The organism is Denitratimonas organivorans (assembly GCF_037478135.1).
Taxonomy (GTDB): Bacteria; Pseudomonadota; Gammaproteobacteria; order Xanthomonadales; family Xanthomonadaceae; genus Denitratimonas.
This window is the reverse complement of record NZ_JBBHDV010000009.1, coordinates 35510-60470: the sequence shown is the minus strand read 5'-3', so window position 1 is coordinate 60470 and position 24961 is coordinate 35510. Positions and strand designations below refer to the sequence as shown.

20 protein-coding genes are annotated in these 24961 nt (G+C 65.9%); 5 read left to right on the top strand and 15 right to left on the bottom strand.

What is annotated here, in order from left to right; translation table 11 throughout:
* Positions 1–115 precede the first annotated feature (115 nt).
* The 9 genes from WDB66_RS10385 to WDB66_RS10345 form a co-directional block, all read right to left on the bottom strand.
* Complete coding sequence (locus WDB66_RS10385) at positions 116–1132, bottom strand: acrylyl-CoA reductase family protein (RefSeq protein WP_339398507.1); 1017 nt, start codon at positions 1130–1132, stop codon at positions 116–118.
* 125 nt (positions 1133–1257) lie between these two features.
* The gene (gene lpdA / locus WDB66_RS10380) at positions 1258–2700 is read right to left on the bottom strand and encodes a dihydrolipoyl dehydrogenase (protein ID WP_339398506.1); all 1443 of its coding nucleotides are present in this window, start codon (positions 2698–2700) and stop codon (positions 1258–1260) included.
* 205 nt (positions 2701–2905) lie between these two features.
* Positions 2906–4096, bottom strand: a complete 1191-nt coding sequence (gene sucB, locus WDB66_RS10375) for a dihydrolipoyllysine-residue succinyltransferase (protein WP_339398505.1) — start codon at positions 4094–4096, stop codon at positions 2906–2908.
* 60 nt (positions 4097–4156) lie between these two features.
* Positions 4157–7003, bottom strand: coding sequence for a 2-oxoglutarate dehydrogenase E1 component (locus WDB66_RS10370; protein WP_339398504.1), 2847 nt, complete (start codon positions 7001–7003; stop codon positions 4157–4159).
* A 491-nt stretch (positions 7004–7494) separates the two neighbouring features.
* Positions 7495–9069, bottom strand: a complete 1575-nt coding sequence (locus WDB66_RS10365; protein WP_339398503.1) for a hypothetical protein — start codon at positions 9067–9069, stop codon at positions 7495–7497.
* 106 nt (positions 9070–9175) lie between these two features.
* Complete coding sequence (locus WDB66_RS10360; protein WP_339398502.1) at positions 9176–10492, bottom strand: lipoprotein N-acyltransferase Lnb domain-containing protein; 1317 nt, start codon at positions 10490–10492, stop codon at positions 9176–9178.
* Positions 10485–11336: a CorC family transporter gene (locus tag WDB66_RS10355; RefSeq protein WP_339398501.1), complete on the bottom strand. Its 852-nt coding sequence runs from the start codon at positions 11334–11336 to the stop codon at positions 10485–10487. The genes WDB66_RS10360 and WDB66_RS10355 overlap by 8 nt, the downstream gene beginning before the upstream one ends.
* 115 nt (positions 11337–11451) lie before the next feature.
* On the bottom strand, positions 11452–11925 hold the full coding sequence (gene ybeY / locus WDB66_RS10350) for an rRNA maturation RNase YbeY (RefSeq protein ID WP_339398500.1): 474 nt from the start codon (positions 11923–11925) through the stop codon (positions 11452–11454).
* On the bottom strand, positions 11922–12911 hold the full coding sequence (locus WDB66_RS10345; RefSeq protein ID WP_339398499.1) for a PhoH family protein: 990 nt from the start codon (positions 12909–12911) through the stop codon (positions 11922–11924). Before WDB66_RS10345 ends, ybeY begins: the two co-directional genes overlap by 4 nt.
* A gap of 161 nt (positions 12912–13072) precedes the next feature.
* Between WDB66_RS10345 and WDB66_RS10340 the strand changes: the two genes are divergently transcribed.
* The 4 genes from WDB66_RS10340 (at position 13073) to WDB66_RS10325 (ending at position 16707) form a co-directional block, all read left to right on the top strand.
* Positions 13073–13555: an ATP-dependent zinc protease family protein gene (locus WDB66_RS10340; RefSeq protein WP_339398498.1), complete on the top strand. Its 483-nt coding sequence runs from the start codon at positions 13073–13075 to the stop codon at positions 13553–13555.
* Complete coding sequence (gene rimK / locus WDB66_RS10335) at positions 13552–14436, top strand: 30S ribosomal protein S6--L-glutamate ligase (protein ID WP_339398497.1); 885 nt, start codon at positions 13552–13554, stop codon at positions 14434–14436. The genes WDB66_RS10340 and rimK overlap by 4 nt, the downstream gene beginning before the upstream one ends.
* A 261-nt stretch (positions 14437–14697) precedes the next feature.
* Complete coding sequence (locus WDB66_RS10330) at positions 14698–15381, top strand: response regulator transcription factor (protein WP_339398496.1); 684 nt, start codon at positions 14698–14700, stop codon at positions 15379–15381.
* 18 nt (positions 15382–15399) lie between these two features.
* Positions 15400–16707, top strand: a complete 1308-nt coding sequence (locus WDB66_RS10325; protein WP_339398494.1) for a sensor histidine kinase — start codon at positions 15400–15402, stop codon at positions 16705–16707.
* A 200-nt stretch (positions 16708–16907) separates the two neighbouring features.
* On the opposite strand, the gene WDB66_RS10320 is transcribed toward WDB66_RS10325, so the two are convergent.
* The 6 genes from WDB66_RS10320 to cysD form a co-directional block, all read right to left on the bottom strand.
* Positions 16908–17501 (bottom strand): hypothetical protein, encoded by a 594-nt coding sequence (locus WDB66_RS10320; RefSeq protein ID WP_339398493.1) that lies wholly within the window; start codon positions 17499–17501, stop codon positions 16908–16910.
* A gap of 31 nt (positions 17502–17532) precedes the next feature.
* Positions 17533–18357, bottom strand: coding sequence for a methylenetetrahydrofolate reductase [NAD(P)H] (gene metF / locus WDB66_RS10315; RefSeq protein ID WP_339398492.1), 825 nt, complete (start codon positions 18355–18357; stop codon positions 17533–17535).
* 262 nt (positions 18358–18619) lie between these two features.
* A complete protein-coding gene (locus tag WDB66_RS10310) occupies positions 18620–19564 on the bottom strand; it encodes an electron transfer flavoprotein subunit alpha/FixB family protein (protein ID WP_339398491.1) in 945 nt (314 codons plus the stop codon).
* Positions 19565–19585: 21 nt separating this feature from the next.
* Positions 19586–20332, bottom strand: a complete 747-nt coding sequence (locus WDB66_RS10305) for an electron transfer flavoprotein subunit beta/FixA family protein (RefSeq protein WP_339398490.1) — start codon at positions 20330–20332, stop codon at positions 19586–19588.
* 90 nt (positions 20333–20422) lie between these two features.
* Positions 20423–22294: an adenylyl-sulfate kinase gene (cysC, locus tag WDB66_RS10300; protein ID WP_339398489.1), complete on the bottom strand. Its 1872-nt coding sequence runs from the start codon at positions 22292–22294 to the stop codon at positions 20423–20425.
* Complete coding sequence (gene cysD / locus WDB66_RS10295) at positions 22294–23205, bottom strand: sulfate adenylyltransferase subunit CysD (protein ID WP_339398488.1); 912 nt, start codon at positions 23203–23205, stop codon at positions 22294–22296. The genes cysC and cysD overlap by 1 nt, the downstream gene beginning before the upstream one ends.
* Between cysD and WDB66_RS10290 the strand changes: the two genes are divergently transcribed.
* The gene (locus WDB66_RS10290) at positions 23153–24946 is read left to right on the top strand and encodes a choice-of-anchor J domain-containing protein (RefSeq protein WP_339398487.1); all 1794 of its coding nucleotides are present in this window, start codon (positions 23153–23155) and stop codon (positions 24944–24946) included. The genes cysD and WDB66_RS10290 overlap by 53 nt on opposite strands.
* Positions 24947–24961: the final 15 nt, after the last annotated feature.

Genomic DNA, 24961 nt, shown 5'->3' with positions numbered 1-24961 from the left:
GGGATATGTGCGGCGCGCGTACGCCTTGCACGAAGGCGTGAAGCTGCTGGCTACTGCGCCCAAATGGCCTGGAACCCCGCGTAAAACTGCGCCATGTGCTTGAAATGCCGGCACTTCAGGCCGGGCCGCTGTCATCCAGCCGCACCAGGGTCCGCCCGAACGAGGCACCTGCCAGCATCGTGTCGAACACCTGCGGCAGTTCTTCCAGCGTGACCTCACGGGTGCAGATCGCTTCCAGATGCGTCGGACGCCAATCGCCGGCCAGCCGGTTCCAGACCTCATCACGGTCGGCACGCGGCGCGTTGGAGGCGGTGATTCCGATCAGCGACACGCCACGCAGGACGAACGGCAGCACCGTGGTGTGCAATTCCTGCCCGCCGGCGATGCCGTAGCTGGCGATGCTGCCCTGCGGCGCGATGACGCGGGTCAGGCCTTCGAGCATTTCACCGCCGACGCTGTCCATCGCACCGGCCCAGTGGGTCGGTTCCAGCGGGCGCTGGCCCCAGTAGAGCTTTTCGCGCGAGATCACCTGGCGCGCGCCGAGCATGGTGAAGAAATCCAGCCGGTCGAGCTTGCCGGTGATTGCATGTGCTTCGTAGCCGGCGCGGGTCAGGATGTCGATCGCCATCATGCCGACACCGCCGCTGGCGCCGGTGACCACGATCGGGCCCTGTTCCGGGCGCTGGCCCAGTCGTTCCATGCGCAGCAGCGCCAGCGCTGCGGTGAATCCCGCGGTGCCGATGATCATCGCCTGACGCAGGTCCAGCCCGTCCGGCAGCCGTACCACGCTGGCGGCCTCGGCGCGTACGTACTGGGCGTAACCACCATCGCGCACTTCCGACTGGCCGCAGCCGGTCACCAGCACCTGTTCGCCGACCACGAAATCCGGACTTTCGGACGCCACCACGACACCGCTCACGTCGATCCCGCCGATGAGCGGGAAGCGGCGCAGGATCTGGCTCTTGCCGCTGCCGGCCAGCGCATCCTTGTAGTTGACTGAGGAATACGCGGCACGGATCACCACCTCGCCGGGCGAAAGCTCACCCAGCGACACCTGCTCGATGCCGGCACGCCACTGGCTGTCGTGCTTGCCGTGGATGCGGAAGGCGGAGAAGGTGGCGGGAATGTTCATGGCGGAATTCCAGTGTGGAACCTGTGTCACGGGAGCTGGGGTACGCTTCCGCCCATGTGAATCGCGGGAGCGTCCGGGACCGGAATTCTGCAACTCCCGAATCCCGTATCCCCAATCCCTGTTCGTCAATTCGCCTTGTGGATCGCGCGCTTGTCGACTGCCATCGCGGCGTCGTGGATGACTTCGGACAAGCTCGGATGGGCGTGGCAGATGCGTGCCAGGTCATCGGCCGAGCCGCTGAATTCCATCGTCAGCACGCCTTCGTGCACCAGTTCGGAGACGTTGGCGCCGACCAGGTGCATGCCGAGCACGCGATCGGTTTCCGCATGGGCCAGGATCTTCACGAAACCTGCCGGCTCCAGCATCGCCACGGCGCGGCCGTTGGCGGCGAACGGGAAGCTGCCGGCCTTGTACGGCACGCCTGCGTCCTTGAGCTGCTGTTCGGTCTTGCCGACCCATGCGATTTCCGGCTCGGTGTAGATCACCCAGGGAATGGTGTCGAAATTGACGTGGCCGGGCAGGCCGGCGATCAGTTCGGCCACCGCGATGCCTTCCTCGAAACCCTTGTGCGCCAGCATCGGGCCGCGCACGCAGTCGCCCACGGCCCAGACGCCGTCGACGCCGGTATGGCAGTGTTCGTCGACCTCAATCTGGCCGCGCTCGTTGAGCTTGACGCCCGAATCCTCGGCCAACAGGCCACGGGTCGCGGCGCGGCGGCCGACCGCCACCAGCAGCTTGTCGACGGTGATCGACTGCTCGCCGAACTTGTCCTGGAAGCTGATCCGCACCTGGCGTTCCTGGTCCTTGCCGATGATCTCGGCGGCGGACACCTTGGCGCCAAGGCGGATGTCCAGGCCCTGCTTCTTGAATTCGCGGGCGGCGGTGCGCGCCACTTCGGCATCGGCGGCGGCGAGGAAGTCCGGCATCGCTTCCAGGATCGTGACTTCGGCGCCGAGACGCTTCCAGACGCTGCCCAGTTCCAGACCGATCACGCCGGCGCCGATTACCGCCAGGCGCTTGGGCACCTGGGTGAAGTCGAGTGCGCCGACGTTGTCGACGATGGTTTCGCCATCGAATTTGGCGAATGGCAGTTCGATCGAATCCGAGCCGGCGGCAAGGATGACGTTGGCGGCGCTGAGTTCGACTTCGCTGCCGTCATGCTGCTTGACCACGACCCGGCGGTTGGCGTGCAGCGTGGCGAAGCCGAAGTACGGCTTGACCTTGTTCGCCTTGAACAGCATCTCGATGCCGCCGGTGAACTGCTTCACGATCTTGTCCTTGCGCCCGATCATCGTGCCGACGTCGATCTTCGCGTCGTTGGCGGTGATGCCGTGCTCGCCGAACAGGTGCTGCAAGTTGTGGAACTGGCGCGAGGAATCCAGCAGCGCCTTGGACGGGATGCAGCCCACGCGCAGGCAGGTGCCACCCAGTGCAGGCTTGCCGTCCTTGCCCAGCGCGGCGTCGATGCAGGCCACCTTGCGGCCCAGCTGCGCGGCACGGATCGCGGCGTGATAGCCGGCCGGGCCGGCTCCGATGACGATGACGTCGAATTGGGTTTGTTCGCTCATTGGATTCGCTCTCAACGGGAATGGGGATTTGGGAATGGGGAATCGTTAAAAGCGGGTCATTGCGGGCTTTTGCTTTGACGACTCCCGACTCTCCATTCCCGATTCCGCGTGCACAATGGGATCGGGGATTTGCGGGAGCGGGGTTTCGCGAGCTTTTCGCTTCTACGAATCCCAATCCCAAATCCCCACTCCCGTGCTTTTGAACTTACAGGCCCAAAAGCATGCGATGCGGGTTTTCCAGCTGGTTCTTGATGTCGACCAGGAACAGCACCGCGTCCTTGCCATCGATGATGCGGTGATCGTAGGAGATCGCCAGGTACATCATCGGGGCGGCCACGACCTGGCCGTTTTCCACGATCGCGCGCTCCTTGATCGCGTGCATGCCCAGGATGGCACTCTGCGGCGGGTTGACGATCGGGGTCGAGAACAGCGAGCCGAAGGTGCCGCCGTTGGTGATCGTGAAGGTGCCACCCTGCAGGTCTTCCAGCTTCAGTCCGCCTTCGCGCGCGGCCTTGGCGTAGTCGGCGATGGCATGTTCGACATCGGCAAAGCTCATGCGCTCGGCATTGCGCAGCACCGGCGTCACCAGCCCGCGCTCGGTGGAAATGGCGATCGAGATGTCGGAATAGCCGTGATAGATGATGTCGTCGCCATCAACCGAGGCGTTGATGATCGGGTAGCGCTTCAGTGCCTCGGCCGCGGCCTTGACGAAGAAGCTCATGAAGCCGAGCTTGATGCCGTTGGCCTGCACGAAGGATTCCTGCAGCTCCTTGCGCATCGCCATGACCTTGCCCAGGTTGACCTCGTTGAACGAGGTCAGCATCGCGATCGAGTCCTTGGAATGCATCAGGCGCTCGGCGATGCGCTTGCGGATGCGGGTCATCGGCACGCGCTCTTCCGGGCGTGCGCCACCGCCGACCGGGGTGTTCTTCAGGTGGTTAAGGATGTCTTCCTTGGTCACCGCGCCACGACGGCCGCTGCCGGCCACCTCGGCCGGATCGACCTGATTCACGGCCGCAGTGAAGCGGGCGCCCGGCGGCAGCGAAGAAGCGCTGGCGGCGACTGCCGGGGCAGCGGCGCCAGCGGCGGCCGGAGCGGCAGGCTTGGCGGCTTCGCTGGCCTGCGGGGCATCGGTCTTTGCCGGTGCAGCGGCGGCCGCACCTTCCTCGATCACCGCCAGAACCTGCTCGGAGGTGACGGTGGCGCCGGAATCGAAACGGATTTCCTTCAGCACGCCATCAACCGGCGAGGGAACTTCCAGCACGACCTTGTCGGTTTCCAGATCGACGAGGTTCTCGTCGCGCGAGACCGCATCGCCGGGCTTCTTGTGCCAGCTGGCGATGGTGGCGTCGGAGACGGATTCCGGCAGCACCGGGACTTTGACTTCGATGGACATGGTGTGTCGTCCTTTGCGCGTGGCGTGGGTTGCGATATCAGTGGAAGGGCAAGGATACGGTCATTCGGCGACGTGGTCGCCAGTGAGCGGGGCGACCAGCGCATCTTCGACCAGACGCGCCTGTTCGGCGACGTGGGTGGCGAAATGGCCGGCAGCCGGCGCCGGCGAACGCGAGCGGCCGGTGTAGCTGAGTTTCTGCTTGCCCTGCAGGCAGAAGCGCAGATGGTGCTGGATCTGGTACCAGGCGCCCTGGTTCATCGGTTCTTCCTGACACCAGACCAGATCGGCTGCGTTCGGGAAGCGCTTGATTTCCTCGATCAGAGCCTCGCGCGGGAACGGGTAAAGCTGTTCCACACGCACCAGCGCGACATTGTCCACGCCGCGCTTCTGGGCTTCCTCCAGCAGGTCGTAATAGACCTTGCCGGAGCAGGCGATCACGCGCTGCACCTTGGTCGGATCCTGCGCGAAGCTGTCCGGAATCAGGCGCTGGAAGTGGCCGTTGGCCAGTTCGTCCAGCGTCGATACCGCGAGTTTGTGGCGCAGCAGCGACTTGGGCGTCATCACGATCAGCGGCTTGCGCGTGGCGCGCTTCATCTGGCGGCGGATCATGTGGAAGGCCTGCGCTGGTGTGGTCGGCACGCAGACCTGCATATTGTCCAGTGCGCACAACTGCAGGAAGCGCTCCAGGCGTGCCGAGCTGTGTTCCGGACCCTGGCCTTCGTAGCCGTGCGGCAGGAACAGGCCCAGACCGCACAGACGGCCCCACTTGGCCTCGCCGGAGCTGATGAACTGGTCGATCACGACCTGGGCACCGTTGGCGAAGTCGCCGAACTGGGCTTCCCAGATCGCCAGCGTATTCGGATCGGAGGTGGCGTAGCCGTATTCGAACGCCATCACCGCCTCCTCGCTGAGCAGCGAGTCGATCACGGTGACGTGTTCGGGGTTGTCGGCCAGCTGGCCCAGCGGCAGGAAGGTCTTGCCGCTGTTCTGGTCGTGCAGCACCGCGTGGCGGTGGAAGAAGGTGCCGCGGCCGGCGTCCTGGCCCACCAAGCGCAGGCGGTAGCCTTCCTTCAGCAAGGTGGCGTAGGCCAGGTTTTCGGCAAAGCCCCAGTCGCCGGGCAGTTCGCCGCTGGCCATCTTCTGGCGGTCTTCGTAGATCTTGGCCACACGCGAGTGCAGCTTCAGTTCGGTTGGCAGTGTAGTGATGGTGCGGGCCAGCTCTTCCAGCTCGCGGCGCAGCACGCCGGTCTTGCCGTCTTCGGTCAGCGTGCCCTTCAGGAACGGCGACCAGTCGATGGTTTCAACGCTTGCATCCGGAGCGGCCAGGCGCGCGGTGACTTCGCCCTTGTCGAGCTTGTCGCGGTAGCTGGCAACCATCGCGGCAGCCTCGTCGGCGCTGATCACGCCCTTGGCCTGAATGCTTTCGGCGTACAGCTCGCGCGTGGTCTTGCGGGCACGGATGTTCTGGTACATCAACGGCTGGGTCGCGGCCGGTTCGTCGGCCTCGTTGTGGCCGTGGCGGCGGTAGCAGACCAGGTCGATTACCACGTCGCGCTTGAATTCGCGGCGGTAGTCGAAGGCCAGCTGCGCGACGAAAGCAACCGCTTCCGGGTCGTCGCCGTTGACGTGGAACACCGGCGCGCCGACGAACTTGGCCACGTCGGTGCAATACAGCGTGGAGCGGGCGTCGTCCGGGCGGCTGGTGGTGAAGCCGACCTGGTTGTTGATCACCACGTGCAGCGTGCCGCCGACCGTGAAACCGCGCGCCTGCGACATCTGCAGCAGTTCCATCACCACGCCCTGGCCGGCGAAGGCGGCGTCGCCGTGGATCAGCAGCGAGATGGCCTGGTCGCGCGCGGTGTCCTCGCGCCGCACCTGGCGGGCGCGCACCGAGCCGGCGACGACAGGATCGACGATCTCTAGATGCGAAGGGTTGAACGCCAGCGCCAGATGCACTGCGCCACCGACGGTCTGCACGTCGGAGGAGAAGCCCATGTGGTACTTCACATCACCGGAGTGGTCCGGCAGGTCGGGCTGGTCGAACTTGCCCTGGAACTCGTCGAACAGCTTGTGCGGCGGCTTGCCCAGGGTGTTGACCAGCACATTGAGGCGGCCACGATGGGCCATGCCGATGGCGATTTCCTTGACCCCGGTTTCACCGGCACGTTCGATCATCGTGTCCAGCAGCGGAATCAGGCTGTCGCCGCCTTCCAGCGAGAAGCGCTTCTGGCCCACATACTTGGTGTGGAGGTAGCGTTCCAGTCCTTCGGCGGCGGTCAGGCGCTCGAGGATGCGCTTCTTCTGCGAGGCATCGAAGCCGAACTTGCCGCCGGCCGCTTCCAGGCGCTTGTAGATCCACTGGCGCTGGGTGGCATCGGAGATGTGCATGAACTCGGCGCCGATCGAGCTGCTGTAGGTGGCGCGCAGCGCCGACAGCAGGTTGCGCAGGGTCATGCGCTCGGGGCCGAAGAAGGCGCCGGTGGAGAACTCGACATCCAGGTCGGCATCGGACAGGCCATGGAACGGCAGGTCCAGATCCGGTGCGCCGGGCTTGGCGGTCATCGCCAGCGGATCGAGTGCCGCGCCCAGGTGGCCACGCGAGCGGTAGGCGGTGACCAGTTTGCGGACGCCGCCCTGGCTTTCCGAATAACCGTCGCTGACGACCGAGCTCGGGCCCAGGCGTGGCGCGAGTTGTGCGGCCACCGCGATGCGTTCCAGCACTACCGAGTGCGGTACGTCACCGGCCTCGCGGCCCTTGAAGGTTTCAAAATAGGTGCGCCATTCGGGCGACACCGACTCCGGGTCTGCGAGCCATGCTTCGTAGCGGTTCTCGACGTAATCGGCGTTGCCGCCGGCCAGAGGGGAAGACTGCTGGAATTGCTTTATCAGGCTGCTTGCGTTGGCCATGTCAGAGCCGGTGTTTGCCGGCACCTTTTCTTAGGGGATCGGGAGGGGGAAGGTCGCGCTCAGCACCCACGGGCGACAGCTGGCAATTATAGCCCGGAGCCGATCGGCGCGAGTATTCGACGGAAGGCTTAGTTCAGCTTGGCTGTGTGAGGGGATGCTGCGTGGTGCAGATGGCAACATTCACGCCGATCAGGCTGACGGGGCCGGTACGGCCGTGCCCGGATGTGCGGCGTCGGCAGTCGCCCTGTGCGTGCCGATGGCAGTGGGGCCGGCATTGGCGGGGGTGACCGGGCGACGTCGCCGCCGCGCAGGATGTGCGGGGCAGGTCCCGATCGCGGGCCGGGGCTGCGCGGGTCGCCTCTGCCGGTGGGCACAGTGGGCTTTGAACAGGTCTTGGCATGCCGCGTGGAGAACGGGGCTGCGCAAGGTCGCTCCCGCCAGGACCCCATCGGTGCTGGCGGGAGCGTGTGCAAGGCGGTCCGAAGCCGCGCTTACGGGCGCTGGCCGCCGTTCATCGTGGCTTCCAGCAGTTCCTGCGCGGAGGTCAGCTCGGTGGTGGTGTTGTATCCGAACGCATTGACGGTGTTGGTGCCCTGGAACTGCTGCCTGACCGGGCCGAACTCCGCATCATTCCAGATGTGGCCGCTGAGCAGGGTGCGCGTGCTGACACCGGCCACGCTGCTGCTTTCCTCGATCGTGACCTCGAACTTGCAGGCGTTGAAGCTGCCCGCGGGCACCGAGACCTGTTCGCGCCCCAGCAGCCGATAGGTGGTCTTGACCTCGGTGCGACCCGCTCCGGCGGCGCTGCTGGAATCCACGCCGTACTCCACCGACACCGTCTCACCCACCTGGAAGCGTCGTGGCGCTTCAACCCTGGAAGGATCGTTGCGGCTGGTGCTGACGATCTGTCCGCTGGACGGGTCGAGTGCTTCGGCACCAAACGACAGCAGGGTGCCGTCGCCATTGCCCAAGTAATTGCGGGCGTAAACGCCGTTGCCGCTGCTGGTCTGTCCGGAGAACTCCTGCACCAGCGCGGAGTGGCCATTGAAGATGGCGCTGCCGGTGATGGTTTCGGTGAAAGTGTGCGGGTCCTGGGGCGAGCCGTTGCTGGTGCCGGTGGCGCGCAGCTTCCGGCTGTCGCCGACATGGTACGGCGGATGGCACAGCTCGCCGTCGCTCTCGTCGTCGCCCTCGCTGTCGCCTTCGGAGTCATAGGGTTGCACGCTGCACTGTTCGATCACGTTGCCGAACTGGAAGCGCTGCAGCACGTGATGGCCCGTGTCTTCGCCGACCACATAGTCGAACTCGGCCTGCGCGCCATCCAGGAAGATCAGGGATGCGCTGCCCACTTCGCCGCTGCCGGGCTGTGAGGGCTGGTTGGAGATGGACGACTTGAATGAGCGCCCTCCGTCCTTCTGCCGCCAGACGGTGCCGGCGTAGCTGCCATCGCCCTGGCGGGTGAGATCGAGCGTCATGAACACCGGACGGTCGGGTGCCTCATAGGTGTACCACTGGCCGAAGATCTGCTCGTCCAGGTGCATCACGTTGATGCCCCAGCCGCTGGTTGCCGGCTCCCACCACATCCCGCTGTAGTTGGTGAGATCGGCGGGCGGCACCGACGTTGCCCTGCAGACCAGATCCTTTCCGCTGAAGTTGAATCGAGTGAGGTTACGCGCGACGGTTTCGCCGTCGATCCGCGTGGTGAAGCTCATCTTTCTGGGATCAGAATCGAATGCCAGGCTGATCGTGCCGACAATGCTGCCTGGCTGGTTGGCACGGGTGTCGCCGATCTGAGCGAACGGCGTCCCCGTGAAACGGTAAAGATCGCCGGCGTAGCTGCCGTCCGGTTGGGGCAGGCCTATTCCCATGAACCAGGCCGGCTTGCCTTCTTCGTCATAGGTGAACCAGTACGGCCCAAGCACATTGCCCTGGTCCAGCGTGGCCAGGCCCCAGCCACTGTCGGCCGGATCCCACCAGCTGGCGCTGTGGGTCTGCTCCGCTTGCGCCAGAGGTGTCAGTGCCAGTGCCAATGCAATGGCCAGGCTGTGGCGGGTCATGATGGACATGTTGGATTCCCCTGCGAGATAGGTTGCGTCAGGGGGAATGGTGCGCCTGGGCCGATGTCGATACAGCCCCCCATTCGTGGGGGGGCGGGCGCAGGTGAGCTGCCTGTTATTCGTTGCCGGCGTGCGTATCGTCGCGGCGCGTCAGGCGCCAGGCCAGCACCGCGTGGATCGGTCCGAGCAGCACGATGAAGTCGGCATTGTTCTGAATGCGGAACGGCAGGAAGCGCAGGAACAACGCCAGTGCAGCGGCCGCGACCACCAGCTGCGCGGTTGCCACCAGCCAGCGCGGCGGCTGGCGGCCGCGCGCCAATGACGGGATCGCCGCCAGCAGAGCCAGACACAGCGGGTTGAACAGCAACAGGTTCTCGTTGCCCCATGCGGCGACATGCGCGGTCAGCGTCCATAGGCCGACCAGTACCAGACCGCCCAGCCCGCAAGCCAGCCAGATGCCTGCCGCCAGTGCGGTGCCGGCAAGGCGTGCGGCGCGGCCGGCACGTGGGCGCAGCAGCAGGCCCAGCAGCAGTGCCAGCCCGCCGCCGGCAATGGCGAAGTGCGCACGCAGTGACGGTGCCGTATCGCGTTCCAGGGCGAGGCGGTCCGGCAGCAGCTCAAGCTGCTCGCGCACCAGTGGCCGGCCGTCTTCCAGTTCCACGCTCTGCAGCGCATCGGCCAGGCGTTGCGGCACGAAGGCCTCGTCCCACAGCGAAAGCGGTCGGTCGGCGAACGGGCCGAGCCCGGCATGCATGCCCAGCAGCATCCATGGCAGCCCGGCACCCAGGCGCAGCGCTTCGTTGCGGTAGGTCAGGCCGTGCGAGCGGGTGCGCAGTTGCCGGGCCAGTGCGCCGTCCAGTGCGCGATCCAGCGCATCGCGCACGCGGGTGGAACAGTTGTCGGTGAAATAGTCGTAGCGGTAGTCGGCGTTTTCCGGCAGTGCGTTCAACTTGAGGAAATCCGCCAGCGCGATCGCCTGCGCCGCTGGCAGGTCCAGCCATTGCAGCGTCGCGCCGCGGCCTTCGGCGGCATAGGTGTGGAGGTCCACTTCCAGCGGCAGCGCCACCAGCTGGTAAAGCATCTGGCCGCGCATGAAGCGGCGCATGAAGCCGGGCTGTTCGAAATCGAAATAGCCGTAGTTGTAGGAAATACGCTCGCCACTGGCCGCATCTTCGACCAGGATCGCGTTGTGGCCGAAGCGGGCCCAGTAGTCCTCGCCCGGTGTCATCGTGATCACGCCGATGCGCGGCGCCGGCGGCTGTTGCGCTGCCGGGTCGGCGATGCCCTGCACGTGGTCCTGCGTCTGCGCCAGTGCCGGCGTGAGCCAGCCGAGCATCAGCACCAGCAGGCCGGCAAGCAGATGCCGGCCGGCCGTGTGCACAGAGGAAATGCCGCGCCCGCGCATGGCGGACGTGTCCAGCCGCTCAGGCATCGCCACGCACGATCATGTGCAAGGCGTGCACCCGGCGCGCGTCGGCACGCGCGATGCGGAAGTCGAAACGGCCGATGCTGATTTCCTCGCCGGTTTCGGGCAGGTGGCCGATGGCCGCCGCCAGCATGCCGCCGAGGGTGTCGTATTCGCTGTCGTCGAAATCGGCGCCGAAGCGTTCGTTGAACTCGTCGATCGGGGTCAGCGCGTCGACCACGTAGCGGCCGTCGGCCTGGGCCTGGATCAGGCTTTCGCCGGGTGCGTCATCGTATTCGTCGTCAATCTCGCCGACGATTTCTTCCAGCACGTCCTCGATCGTGACCAGCCCGGCAACACCGCCGTACTCGTCCACGACGATCGCCATGTGGTTGCGCGAGAGGCGGAATTCCTTGAGCAGCACGTTCAGGCGCTTGGATTCGGGTATCAGCACCGCAGGACGCAGCAGTTCGCGGATCGAATCGGGCTGGCGGCCTTCGACCATCGGCCGCAGCAGGTCCTTGGCCAGCAGCACGCCAAGGATTTCGTCGCGGTCTTCGCCGTGTACCGGGAAACGCGAATGGCCCGATTCCACCGCGGTGCGGACCACGTCCAGATAGGGGGATTCCACGTCGATCGAAACCAGCTGCGCGCGCGGCACCATGACATCGCCCACGCTCTGTTCGGAAACGGTGATGGCGCCTTCCATCATCGCCAGCGTGTCGCTGGCAAGCAGGCCGTTGGCCTGAGCTGCGCGCAACCCGTCAAGCAGTTCTTCACGGTTGCGTGGCTCGCTCGACAGAGCCTGGCCGATACGTTCAAGCCAAGATCTGTGGGACGAGCCGGTGGTACTTCCAGGGTCGTCGGACATCGGTATGGGTCAGGTCTTTGCCGGAAACTTGGGGGCGAGCGAGTTTATCAGGCCGCCGGCAAATGCACATCATCGCGCCGGCCGCCGTGCGGCGGTGCCGGGCAGGGCGTGGCGCTCAGTCCAGATAGGGGTCGTCGATGCCCAATCCGGCCAGGATGTCGCGCTCCAGCTGCTCCATCGCCTCGGCTTCGAGCGGGTCCTCGTGATCGAAGCCGAGCAGGTGCAGTACGCCGTGCACGGTGAGGTGGGCGTAGTGGTGGCGCAGGATCTTGCCCTGTTCGGCGGCCTCGCGCGCCACCACCGGGGCGCACAGCACGATGTCGCCCAGGATCGGCAGTTGCACGCCTTCAGGCAGTTCGGCCGGGAAGCTCAGCACGTTGGTGGCGTAGTCCTTGCCACGGTAGTGCCGGTTGAGCGCGCAGCCTTCGCGCTCATCGACCAGGCGCAGCGCCAGGTCGGCGTGCTTGACCCGGTCCTGCAGTACTGCGGTGACCCAGGTGCGGAACGACACCGCCGAGGGCAATCCGGCGCGCGGCAAGGCGTAGCTGACGCCCAGCTCCAGTTCCAGTGGTCGGCTGCGGGGTTTCACGATGATGCTCCGGCGGCCTCGCGCGATTCATAGGCGCGCACGATGCGCGCCACCAGCGGATGGCGCACCACGTCGTTGGCGGTGAAGAAGGTGAAGCTGATGCCATCGACGGCGCGCAGCACCTCGATCGCATCGCGCAGCCCGGATTTCTGGTGCTTGGGCAGATCGGTCTGGGTCAGGTCGCCGGTCACCACGGCAGTGGAGCCGAAGCCGATGCGGGTCAGGAACATCTTCATCTGTTCGATCGTGGTGTTCTGCGCTTCGTCCAGGATCACATACGCATCGTTGAGCGTGCGCCCGCGCATGTAGGCCAGTGGCGCGACCTCGATCACGTTGCGCTCCATCAATCGCGCGACTTTTTCCACGCCGAGCATTTCATACAGCGCGTCGTACAGCGGGCGCAGGTAGGGATCGACCTTCTGGGTCAGGTCGCCGGGCAGGAAGCCGAGCTTCTCGCCGGCCTCGACCGCCGGGCGGACCAGGATCAGGCGCTGCACGCGCGACTGGTTCAGCGCTTCGACCGCGCTGGCCACGGCGAGGAAGGTCTTGCCGGTGCCGGCCGGGCCGATGCCGAAATTGATGTCGTGCGTGGTGATGGCGTGCAGGTAGCGGATCTGGTTCGGGCCGCGTCCGCGGATGCTGCCGCGCTTGACCCGGATGACGACTTCCTGCGCGCCTTCGGCGGCGGATTCGGCGCTGTCGCGGGCCAGCCGTTCAGCGCCGGACTCCTGCAAGGCCAGATGCACGGCATGCTGGTCCAAGGGGTTGTCCGCGGCGTGTTCGTAGAGTCGCCTGATCACGCGTTCCGCGGCGCGTGCAGCATCGGCATCGCCGATCACGCGGAACACGAAACCGCGGTTGCCGATCTCGACCCCCAGGCGCAGTTCGATCTGGCGCAGGTGCTGGTCGAACGGGCCGGTGGTGGCGGCGAGGCGTTCATTGTCCTCGGGGCTGAGCGAGAAATCGCGCTGGGCTGGAGTGCTCATGATCCTGCGAAGGGTAGCGCGGCGCGCGGGTGGCGGCCACTGGCTGCGTGTCGCGCTGCGGCATGGCATGGTCGATGGCCGGTGCTTGCCGCTGTCATGGGGCGCACTGATAATCGCGCCGCTTTTCCGCAGCGTGGCGGAAAACTTTCCGGACCTTCGCCTTGCCCACACCGATTGAAGCACGTTCCACCCCGGCGCCCACTGCGCCGCCTGCCGGCGTCCTGGGCTGGCGCGAATGGGCCTGTCTGCCTGATCTGGGCCTGGCTTGGGTGCTGGCCAAGATCGATACCGGCGCGCGCAGTTGCGCGCTGCACGTGGACAGCCAGCGCTGCTTTCACGAAAACGGTGTCGAGCGGGTCGAATTCAGCCTGCACCCGACCACCGGCAGCGAGGAAATCCGCGCCGTGGCCGATGTGCTGACCCGGCGTGCGGTGACCGATTCGGGCGGGCGCGTGGCCGAACGCGTCTTCATCCGCTCGCGCCTGCGCCTGGGCGGGTATGAGCATGAAGTCGAGATCAATCTGGTCGACCGGCGCCGGCTGCGTCATCCGATGCTGATCGGTCGCGCCGCGATCGCCGGGCACTGGTGGGTGGACCCGGCCACCAGCTTCCTGCATGGCCACGGCCCGGAGGACGGCGCATGAAGCTGGCGATCCTGTCGCGCAATGGCGCGCTGTATTCAACCCGGCGCCTGGTGGAGGCGGCGCGCATGCAGGGCCACACCGTGCGCGTGCTGGACCCGCTGCGCTGCTATCTGAAGATCGGCCCGGGCCAATTCGAGATGCACTACAAGGGGCGTGCGCTGGCCGCATTCGACGCGGTGATTCCCCGCATCGGCGCCTCGATCACGCGTTACGGGACGGCGGTGGTGCGCCAGCTCGAGCTGATGGGGGTGTATTCGCCGAACAGTTCGGACGCGATCGCCCGTTCGCGCGACAAGCTGCGCTGCCAGCAGCTGATCGCCGCGCGCGGCCTGGGCCTGCCGTTGACCGTCGTGGCAGACAACCCGGACGATACCCGCGATCTGCTGACGATGCTCGGTCCACCGCCGCATGTGGTGAAACTCAACGAGGGCACCCAGGGCAACGGCGTGGTGCTGGCCGAAAGCCTGCAGGCCTCGCGCAGCGTGGTCGAGGCGTTCCGCACCCTGCATGCCAACTTCCTGGTGCAGGAGTTCGTCGCCGAAGCCAAGGGTGCGGACCTGCGCTGCCTGGTGGTGGGCAAGCGCGTGGTCGCGGCGATGCAGCGTCAGGCGATGGTCGACGAGTTCCGCTCCAATCTGCACCGTGGAGGCCAAGCCTTCGCGGTGGAACTGGATGAGGCCGAACGCAACACCGCACTGCAGGCAGCCGCCGCGGTCGGACTGCGCGTGGCCGGGGTGGACCTGTTGCGCACCCGGCGCGGGCCGCTGGTGCTGGAGGTCAATTCATCGCCCGGCCTGGAAGGCATCGAGAAGCTGTCCGGGGTCAATGTGGCGGGGGAGATCATTTCCCATGTGGCACGTGCGGCGGCGCGGCGCGGCTGAACCGCTGTCGCGGCGGCGCCGGGTTAACGATACCGACAAGCGTATTTAACGCCGTCTTAATAGCGCAGCGCGTAGCCTGCATCGCACCAATGCTCTGCCGGACACTCCTCAAGGTCAGATCCTGTGACTTGCAGATATGGTAATCGGGGCAGCAACTTCGGCCCACGTGAACGATGCCCTCGCATCGCTTCCGTGGGCCATTTTATTTGCTAGCATCCCTGCTGGCCCCGCAGGCCGCCGAACCCGAGAGTAGCCTTGCGCATGCGCATCCTGGTCATCGAAGACAACACCGATATCGCCGCCAACCTGGGCGACTTCCTGGAAGACCGTGGCCACACGGTGGATTTTGCCGGCGACGGCGTCACCGGCCTGCACCGTGCCGTGGTCGATGATTTCGACGCCATCATCCTGGATCTGAACCTGCCGGGCATGGACGGCCTGGAGGTCTGCCGCAAGCTGCGCCAGGAGGCGCGCAAGCAGACCCCCGTGCTGATGCTGACCGCGCGCGATGCGCTGGAGCAGAAGCTGGCCGGTTTCGATTCCGGTGCCGACGACTATCTGGTCAAGCCCTTTGCGCTGCAGGAGCTGGAAGCCCGCCTCGCGGTGCTGCTGCGGCGCGGGCGTGGCAACACCGCGCGGGTGCTGAACGTGGCGGATCTGGAATTCAATCTGGACACGCTGGAGGTGTTCCGTGGCGGCACCCTGGTGACGCTGAACCCGACCGCGCTGAAGATCCTCCAGGTGCTGATGGAAGCCTCGCCGGCGGTGGTGACCCGGCAGGAGCTGGAAACTCGGGTCTGGGGTGAAGAACTGCCTGATTCGGACAGCCTGCGGGTGCATATCCATGGCCTGCGTGCGGCGGTGGACAAGCCCTTCGGCAAACCGCTGATCCAGACCCGGCACGGCATCGGCTATCGCCTGGCGGATGTCGAAGCGGCGGCGTGAGCCGGCTGTAATCCCGTCGTGCCTGTGCGCCCACGTCCGCGTCACCGTCAGCGCCTGCGGGCGCGCATCATCTTTTCCTTCCTGTTACTGGGCTTCGGCCTGACCACGCTGTTCGCGATTTCCACGCTGGCGCTGCGCGAGCGGATCGAAAACCAGCTCGTGGTCGATTGGCTCGGGGCTGAAGCGAACAGCTTCCTGGAATTCAAGCGTGAGCATCCGTCCGAGGATGCCGCCTACGAGTTGCAGGAACAGCAGATGGAAATGTTCGCCTACCGGCCGGAAAGCCCGCAGATTCCGTATGCCTGGCGCGAGCTGCCGGCCGGTGTGCATGATTGGCACGATCCGGACGGGCGCGGCCGCGATGCCGATTTCAAGCTCGCGGTGGCGCGCGCGCCGGACATGGTCACCTTCATCAAATACGGCTACGGGCGACAGGCGCTGGGTGCGCAGCAGCTGATGGTGTTGCTGGGCCTGAGCGTGGTGCTGTTCACGCTGCTGGCCTGGCTGATCGGGCTGTGGTCCTCGCGCCGGGTGATGCGGCCGGTGGCGGATCTGGCCAGGCTGGTGTCGTCCTTCGGGGATGCGGCGCGGCGTGAACGGCTGGCGCCGCATTTCGCGCAGGACGAGGTCGGGCAACTGGCCGAAGCGCTGGACGATTACGCCGACCAGCTGACCGAACGCGTCACCCGCGACCGCGAGTTCAATGCCGATGTCAGCCACGAACTGCGCACCCCGCTGGCGGTGATCAGCGGTGCCGCCGAACTGCTGCTGTCGGCGCCGGATCTGCCGGAAAAGACCCGCCAGCGCCTGCTGCGGATCGAGCGTGCCACCCAGCAGTGCACCGATCTGACCACCGCGTTGCTGATGCTGTCGCGCAACGAGCGCGGCAGCGGCGCGACCGATGTGCGCAGGCTGGTGGAAGCGCAGGCCGAGGCCAACCGCGTGCATCTGGCCAACAAACCGGTCGAAATCCGCGTCGATGGACAGCACGGGGTTCTGGTGGATGCGCCCGAAGCGGTGCTGGCGGTGGCGCTCAGCAATCTGATCGGCAACGCCTGCAAATACACTACCGAAGGCGAAGTCGTGGTGATGGTGCTGGCTGATCGCATCGAAATCGTCGATACCGGGCCGGGCATCAGTGAGGAGGATGCGCAGCGGCTGTTCGAACGCGGCTATCGCGGCAAGTCCTCGGAAGGCAGCAAGGGCGGCGGCATCGGTCTGGCGATCGTGCAGCGGTTGTGTGCGCTGTACGGTTGGCGTGTCTCGGTCCGGCCACGGCGTGATCGTGAAGGCGCCATCGCTGCGCTGGAGTTCGAGCCGCGATGAAAATCTCGTGACGTGGGTGGGGTGGATATCTGGCAGGTCCGCGCAGGTCGATCAAGCCGCAAAGCGGCGGGTCCGACGTCCGAATGCCGGATGACCAAGCTTCGGTTGTTGAAAACCATCTCGCGTCTACGGTGCTTGATCCGACCCGCGGTGCTTGATCCAGCCAGCGTGGGTTTGCCCGCGATCTGTGCGCGCGGCCGCTAGAAATGCAGCCACCAGCAGCCAGCATGCCGCACCAGCCCCAGCATGCGCGATTCTTCCGGCTGGCTGTAATCCAGATCAGCTTGAGGTGCGACCAGACGCACGCCGATCGGGTCTTCGGGTGGCAGGTCTGGCCAGTCCTGTGGCGCGTGCACCACGAAAGCGGCATCCGGATAGACCAGATCGACCGAGCCGCTGGACCATTGCAGCAGCGATTCCAGGTGCTGCATCACCGCGGTGGCGTTGTGCCGGCCCATGCCGGACCAGTGGTACAGGCCGGCCAGCGCGTTGATATCGCGGTGTTCGAAAATGCGGCGCAGTGTGAACAACAGGGCGTCGGGGGTACGCGCGCAGTCCGCCCATGCCGGGCCGTAGGCGTGGAGCGGACGTTCGGCGTCGCCTCCGGGCATGGCCGAGGGTGCCGGGCCCGCGTCTGCCGGAGCATCGGCATCGCGCGCCTGGAACTGTTCGCAGGGGCGGTCGGTGTAGATCGTGCCGCCGTCCGGGCCGATGCAGCGGCGCACCACGGCATCGGCGCTGCCGGGGTCCAGCGCAAGGATCAACGCGGCAAACAGAAGGGTCGAGGCTTTCATCGCGGCAGATTAACCCAGCACGCTGCGCGGCTCAGCCGAGGCGATCCAGCACCGCCAGCGTCGGGCGCGCCAGATTCAGGGTGTAGAAGTGCAGCGCCGGCGCGCCGCCTTCAAGCAGACGCTGGCACAGCGCCGCGACCACATCGGCACCGAAGGCGCGAATGCTGTCCACGTCATCGCCCCAGGCCTGCATCCGGCGCTGCATCCAGCGCGGGATTTCCGCGCCGCACAGTTCGGAAAAACGCCGCAGCTGGCTGAAGTTGGAAATCGGCATGATGCCCGGCACGATCGGGATCTCCACGCCCAGCGCGCGCACGTCTTCAACGAAGCGGAAGTAGGCGTCGGCATTGTAGAAATACTGCGTGATCGCCACGTCCGCGCCGGCCTCGACCTTGCGCTTGAAATGCACCAGATCGGCGAATGCGTCCTCGGCCTGGGGATGGGTTTCCGGATAGGCGCCGACCGCGATGCGGAACCAGTCGCCATGCTGTTCGCGCACGAATTCGACCAGATCGCTGGCGTAACGGAAATCGCCGGTGCTGGCCATGCCCGAAGGCAGGTCGCCGCGCAGCGCGACGATCTTGCGGCAGCCCGACTCCCGGTACGCGGCCAGCAGTTCGCCCAGCTCCGCGCGGGTGCCGCCGACGCAGGAAATATGCGGTACCGCCTCCAGTCCGTGTCCGGCTTTCAGTTCGGCCACGGTTTCCGGGGTGTAGCTCAGGGTGGAACCGCCGGCACCGAAGGTGACCGACACGTATTCGGGTGAAAACGGCACGAACTTGCGCGCCGCGCGATGCAGCTGGCGACGCTGGTCATCGGTCTTGGGCGGATAGAACTCGAAACTCAGGGCAGGCATTGCAGATCCGGTGGCGGCGGGAAGTACAGGAGTCTATCTCTTCATCGCGATGAAGGGAATTGTGTTGGGCCGGTTGCATGGTTATGCAGTGGGCAGGCTTGTCCGTGATGGGGTTTTCGTGGAGATGCCATCGGCCTTCGACTCCGCTCAGACAGCCCCGCCTCGCGGGCAAGTTCGTCCACGCAGGCACACAAAAGGCAGCCGAAGCTGCCTTTTGTGCGATGCAAGGTTGTAGCGCCCGGCCCGAATCGGGGCCGGGAGATCAGCCCAGCGCCTTTTCCAGTTCCGGCAGGATCGTGAACAGGTCACCGACCAGGCCGATGTCGGCGATTTCGAAGATCGGCGCGTCGCCGTCCTTGTTGATCGCCACGATGGTGCCGGCGTCCTTGATGCCGGTCAGATGCTGGATGGCGCCGGAAATACCGACCGCCACGTACAGTTCCGGCGCGATGATCTTGCCGGTCTGGCCGACCTGCAGTTCGTTGGGCACGTAGCCGGCATCGACCGCCGCACGCGAGGCGCCGACCGCGGCACCGAGCTTGTCGGCGAAGTCGTAGATGATGCGGAAATTCTCTTCCGAACCCACGCCACGGCCACCGGACACCACGCGCGCCGCGCTCTGCAGGTCCGGGCGGTCGGATTTGCCCGCCGCAAGACCAACGAAACGGGTATGCGTGGGCAGCGCGACATCGACGTTGACGGCGCGCACGCTGGCATTGCCGCCCTCACCGGCCGCCGGCCAGGACGCGACCCGCACCGTGGCGACCACGGCCTGGTCGGCCGGTGCGGTCACTTCGATGATGGCGTTGCCGGCGTAGATTGGGCGCTTGAAGCTGTGCGGGCCGTCGACCGCCATCACATCGCTGACCTGGGCCACGCCCAGCAGCGCGGCAACGCAGGGCATCAGGTCCTTGCCGAAGGTGGTGGAGGGGCCGAAGACGTGGCTGTAGCCGGTGGCCACCTGCGCGATCTGCGGTGCCAGCACCTGCGCGATCGGATGCGCGTTGGCCGGATTGGCCACGCTCAGCACTTCGTTGACGCCGTCGATCTTCGCGGCGGCGGCGGCGATGGCGTCGGGCGCATCGGCCAGCACGATCACGTCGATCTTCTGCGGTGACAGCGCGCGTGCGGCCGAAACCGTCTTGGCGGTGGCCGGGACATTGAGTTGGCCGTTGAGGTGTTCTGCAACGATCAGGACGTTGGACATGGTGTTATCTCCTTGGCGTTGTCAGAGCAGGCCTTTGGCCTTCAGGGCCGCGACCAGTTCGGCCGCGTCGTTGACCATCACGCCACGGCTGCGCTTGGCCGGGGCTTCGTACTTGCCGGTGGTCAGGAAGTCGGCGGGTTCGGCGCCCAGATCGGCCATCGGGATGGTTTCCAGTGGCTTGCTCTTGGCTTTCATGATGTCCGGCAGCTTGATGAAGCGCGGTTCGTTCAGACGCAGGTCGGTGGTGATCACCGCCGGCAGGTCCACTTCGAGGGTTTCAAGGCCGGCGTCGACTTCGCGCACCACGGTGGCCTTGCCGTCAGCCACATCGACCTTGCTGGCGAAGGTGGCCTGCGGGCGGCCCCACAGCGTGGCCAGGATCTGGCCGGTCTGGTTGGCATCGTCATCGATCGCCTGCTTGCCGAGCAGCACGATATCCGGCTGTTCCTTTTCGATCAGCTTTTGCAGCACGCGGGCCGCGGTCAGCGGCTGCACTGGGCTGTCGGAGACCACGTGGATGGCGCGGTTGGCGCCCATTGCCAGGCCGTTGCGCAGGTGCGGCTGGGCATCGGCCGGAGCGATCGTGGCGACCACGACTTCGCTCGCGACGCCTTTTTCGCGCAGCCGCAGCGCTTCTTCCAGCGCGATATCGTCAAAGGGATTGGCGGAAAGTTTCACGCCATCGGTCACCACGCCAGAGCCGTCGGGCTTGACTTGGATGCGCACGTTGGAATCAACGGCGCGCTTGTAGCCGACCAGGATCTTCATCGGTCTTGGATTCCTGAAGGTTGCGGGAGGGGGCCGCTGTGCATTTGCGGGCGGACTGCCGATTGTAACGTGCGGTCCTGGAGTAGACATTCAATCCTGCAGACAGGCGAGGATCCTTTCGACTGCGGCGGGCAGCGGCGTGGCCGGCAGGTGCAGATGCACTTCGGGTGTTTCCGGGCGCTCGTAGGGCGCGCCGATGCCGGTGAAATTGGGGATTTCGCCGGCGCGGGCGCGGCGGTACAGGCCTTTGGGATCGCGCGCTTCACAGATGTCCAATGGCGTGTCGACGAACACTTCGATGAACTGGCCCGGCCCGAACAGCTCGCGCGCCATGCGGCGTTCGCTGCGGTAGGGGCTGATGAAGCTGGCCAGCACGATCAGGCCGGCGTCCACCATCAGCCGCGCCACCTCGGCCGCGCGCCGGATGTTTTCCACCCGGTCTTCCTCGGTGAAACCCAGATCGCGGTTGAGGCCGTGGCGGATGTTGTCGCCGTCCAGCAGATAGGTGTGCAGACCCTGCGCGTGCAGATGCCGTTCGAGCCGGTTGGCCAGGGTCGATTTGCCCGAGCCGGACAGCCCGGTGAACCAGATGCAGACCGGCTGCTGGCCCTTGATCCGCGCGCGCGCCGCGGCATCCACGTCCAGCGGCTGCCACTGGATATTGGACGCGCGCCGCAACGCATGGTCGAGACAGCCGGCCGCGACGGTGGCGCGGGTCTGGCGGTCGATCAGGATGAAGCTGCCCAGTTCCCGGTTGCGCGTGAATGGCTCGAACGCGATGTTGCGGTCCAGGCCCAGATGGCAGGATGCCACTTCGTTCAGCAGCAGGCGCCGCGCTGCCAGCGGCCGCTGCGAGTGGATGTCGATGCGGTGCCGGATCTGCACCTGCGCCACGGCACTGCTGCTGCCCAGCTGGAAATCGTAGGGCCGGCCCGGCAACAGCGGCTGGTCGCCCATCCACAGCAGTCGCGCCGCGAACAGGTCGGAAATCTCCGGCGCCGCATCCGGGCTGGCCAGCACGTCGCCACGGCTGATATCCAGTTCGTCCTGCAGCGCCAGCGTCAGCGCCTGGCCGGGAACGGCCCGCGCCACCGCGCCATTGCCATCGAATACACCGGCGATACGGCTGCGCTGGCCCGAAGGCAGCACCACGACCGGGTCACCGGTTGCGAGCGGCGCCGCCAGCAGGGTGCCGGCATAGCCACGCCCGCCCGCCGGCATCGCACGGTTGACCCACTGCACCGGCAGACGGAATCCGGCATCGGGCGCGGCAGCGGTATTGATTCGTACCGTTTCCAGATGCTCCAGCAGCGTCGGCCCCTGGTACCACGCGGTACGCGACGAGCGCGAAGCAAGGTTGTCGCCGTGCAGTCCGGACAGCGGAATCGCCTGCACCTGTTCGATGCCGAGGTTTTCAGCCAGTTGCTGGTACTGGCCGCAGATCGCTTCAAAGCGGTCGCGATCGAAATCGACCAGATCCATCTTGTTGACCGCCAGCACCACCTGCCGGATGCCGAACATTGCCACGATGCCGCTGTGGCGCCGGGTCTGGTCGAGCAGGCCCTTGGAAGCGTCCACCAGCACGATGGCCAGCTGCGCGGTCGAAGCGCCGGTGGCCATGTTGCGGGTGTACTGCGCGTGGCCGGGGCAGTCGGCGACGATGAAACTGCGCCGGGCCGTGGCGAAGTAGCGGTAGGCGACATCGATGGTGATGCCCTGTTCGCGCTCGGCTTCCAGCCCGTCCAGCAGCAGCGCGTAATCGATTGCGCCATCGGCATGGCCGTGGCGCTGGCTGTCGCGTGCCAATGCATCGAGCTGGTCGTCGCGCAGGCTGCCGGTATCGTGCAGCAGGCGTCCGATCAGCGTGCTCTTGCCGTCATCGACGCTGCCGCAGGTGATCAGCCGCAACGAACCGGTTTCGCCCGCAGCCGCCGGTGCGGCCGTGTCTGGAAGCGTGGCCATCAGAAATACCCTTCCTGTTTCTTGCGCTCCATCGAAGCGCCGGCGTCGCGGTCGATGATGCGGCCCTGGCGTTCGGAGCAGGCCGAACTGCACATCTCCTCGATGATCGCGTCCAGATCCGTGGCCGTGGATGCGATCGCGCCGGTCAGCGGGTAGCAGCCCAGGGTGCGGAAGCGGACCTGGCGCAGCTGCGGGGTTTCACCCGGCGCCAGCGGCAGGCGCGCATCGTCCACCATGATCAGCGCACCATCGCGTTCCACCACCGGGCGCGGTGCGGCGAAGTACAGCGGCACCACGGCGATGGATTCGCGCCGGATGTAGTGCCAGATGTCCAGCTCGGTCCAGTTGGACAGCGGGAACACGCGCAGGCTTTCGCCCGGCCCCAGGCGGGTGTTGTAGAGGTTCCACAGCTCGGGTCGCTGCGCTTTCGGATCCCAGCGCTGCTGCGCGTTGCGGAACGAGAAAACGCGCTCCTTGGCGCGCGATTTCTCCTCGTCGCGCCGGGCCCCGCCAATCGCGGCATCGAACCCGAACTTCGCCAGCGCCTGCTTCAGCCCCTGGGTCTTCATCACATCGGTATGCACCGCCGAGCCGTGACTGAACGGGCCGATGCCGTCGCGCAGGCCATCCGGGTTGATGTGCACATGCAGTTCCAGCCCGGTTTCCAGCATGCGCCGGTCGCGGAAGGCGATCATCTCGCGGAACTTCCAGCCGGTATCCACATGCAGCAGCGGGAGCGGAGGGCGTGCCGGGGCGAAGGCCTTCAGCAACAGATGCAGCAGCACCGAACTGTCCTTGCCGATGGAGTACAGCAGCACCGGCCGCGCACAGGTGGCGGCCACCTCGCGCAGGATGTGGATGCTTTCCGCTTCCAGCTGGTCCAGATGTGTCAGGGGAGAAGATGCGGTCATGGCGGTTGCTCGGGTTCAGCCCGGCAGTATTGGCATTGGTGTGGCAGCGGGCAAATCCGGGTGGGTAGTCATTTCCGTTCGTCGATTGATTGATTCCGCCGGTCTGTTTTGTGAGGGGAGTCCCCACGCTTGTCCGCTTGTTCCCCGGACGGGGTTTGCCGAGCGACACGCGCGCGTGCGGACACGTGGCCGGATCCGTAACAGGAGGGGGAAGCATGGTCGGCCGGCAGGCCAGCCAGAAAGCGGGTGCACAGGTTTGAACGCCGGCAACGGCACGGACATCCAAACATACACAGAGGTTATGCGCTTCATGGATAGAAACACGATTTGGGCAACGGGTCTGATCGCACTGCTGGCGGCATCGCCGGTGATGGCGGTGAATGGGTCAAGAGTGCAGGCACGCGATGGGGGCACACCGGCGGTGGCCTCGAGTGCCGGAGCGAGCACTACGGAAGCAGTCATGGCACCGGCCGTGGCGTCGTTGATCGAAGGTTTCGATAACATCACGCTGCTGGCGGGGCAGGGCTGGGTCCAGCAGAACCTCAGTGCCCCAGCAGGGATCAACCCTGTCTGGTTCCAGGGCAATCCGCCGACAGGCGGTGGGCCATTCACATCACACCAAGGGGCTGAGAATTCCTACATCGCAGCCAACTTCAACAGCACGGCTGGCGGTGTGGGAACCATCAGCAACTGGCTGATGACGCCCGAACTGCATTTCGGCAAGGACGCGACGCTCACGTTCTGGACCCGCAAATACGATGTCGGACAGGACTATCCGGATCGTCTGGAAGTGCGTCTGAGCACCAATGGCGCCAGCACCAACGCGGGTTCGAGTGCCACTTCCACCGGTGATTTCAACACCCTGCTGCTGTCGATCAATCCGTCCCTGATCGTGGGTGGATATCCGCGCCAATGGGCGCAGTACACCATCACCAATGCCGACGGCTTGCCGAGAAATGGCAGCGGGCGCGTCGCGTTCCGCTATTTCGTCACCAATGCAGGCCCGACGGGTACCAATTCGGACTACATCGGCGTGGATACCTTCAGCTACTCGGCAGGTACGCCGCAATATCAGGTTGCAGCGAACGTGACGGGGCTGGTAGGTGATGGTGTGGGTCTGAGCCTCAACGGTGGCCCCGAGCAGTTCATCACTGCGGACGGCAGCTACGTGTTCCCGGAGTTCATTGATGATGGCAGTGCCTTTACCGTAGCGGTGACATCCCAACCCGGCCATCCGAAGCAGACCTGTGAGCCCACGCCGGCCAGCGGAACCATCGCGTCGGGCAATGCCAGCGTTGTGGTCAGCTGCAGCACCGATCCTTTCGTGTTGAACGTGCTGGGCGGGGACGGGCAGGAAGTTCCGATCCACGAATCCTTCCCGCAGGCACTGGAAGTCGAGCTGCTGGATGCGGCGGGTGACCCGGTCGCTGGTGTGCCGGTCACCTTCGATGCGCCGACCGCAGGTGCGAGCGCGTGGCTGCACGATCTTGTTGCAGGCCCGGCCACGACCCTGGTCACGACCACGTCCGCTGCGGGTATCGCCACGGTTCATGCCATCGCCAACGGTGAAGGCGGCTGCTACGGCGTCACGGCGAGCCACCCCAATGCTTCGTCGGTGGGCTGGCAACTGGGCAACATCTGGTACGCCTCGGTCTTCTCGGACGGCTTTGAAACGCCGCCGGCGTTGCGGCACGGCATCAGCGTGTGCGAACCGGAAGCGTTGCGTCCGCCGCTGCGCTGACGGGAAGCCGCTTCC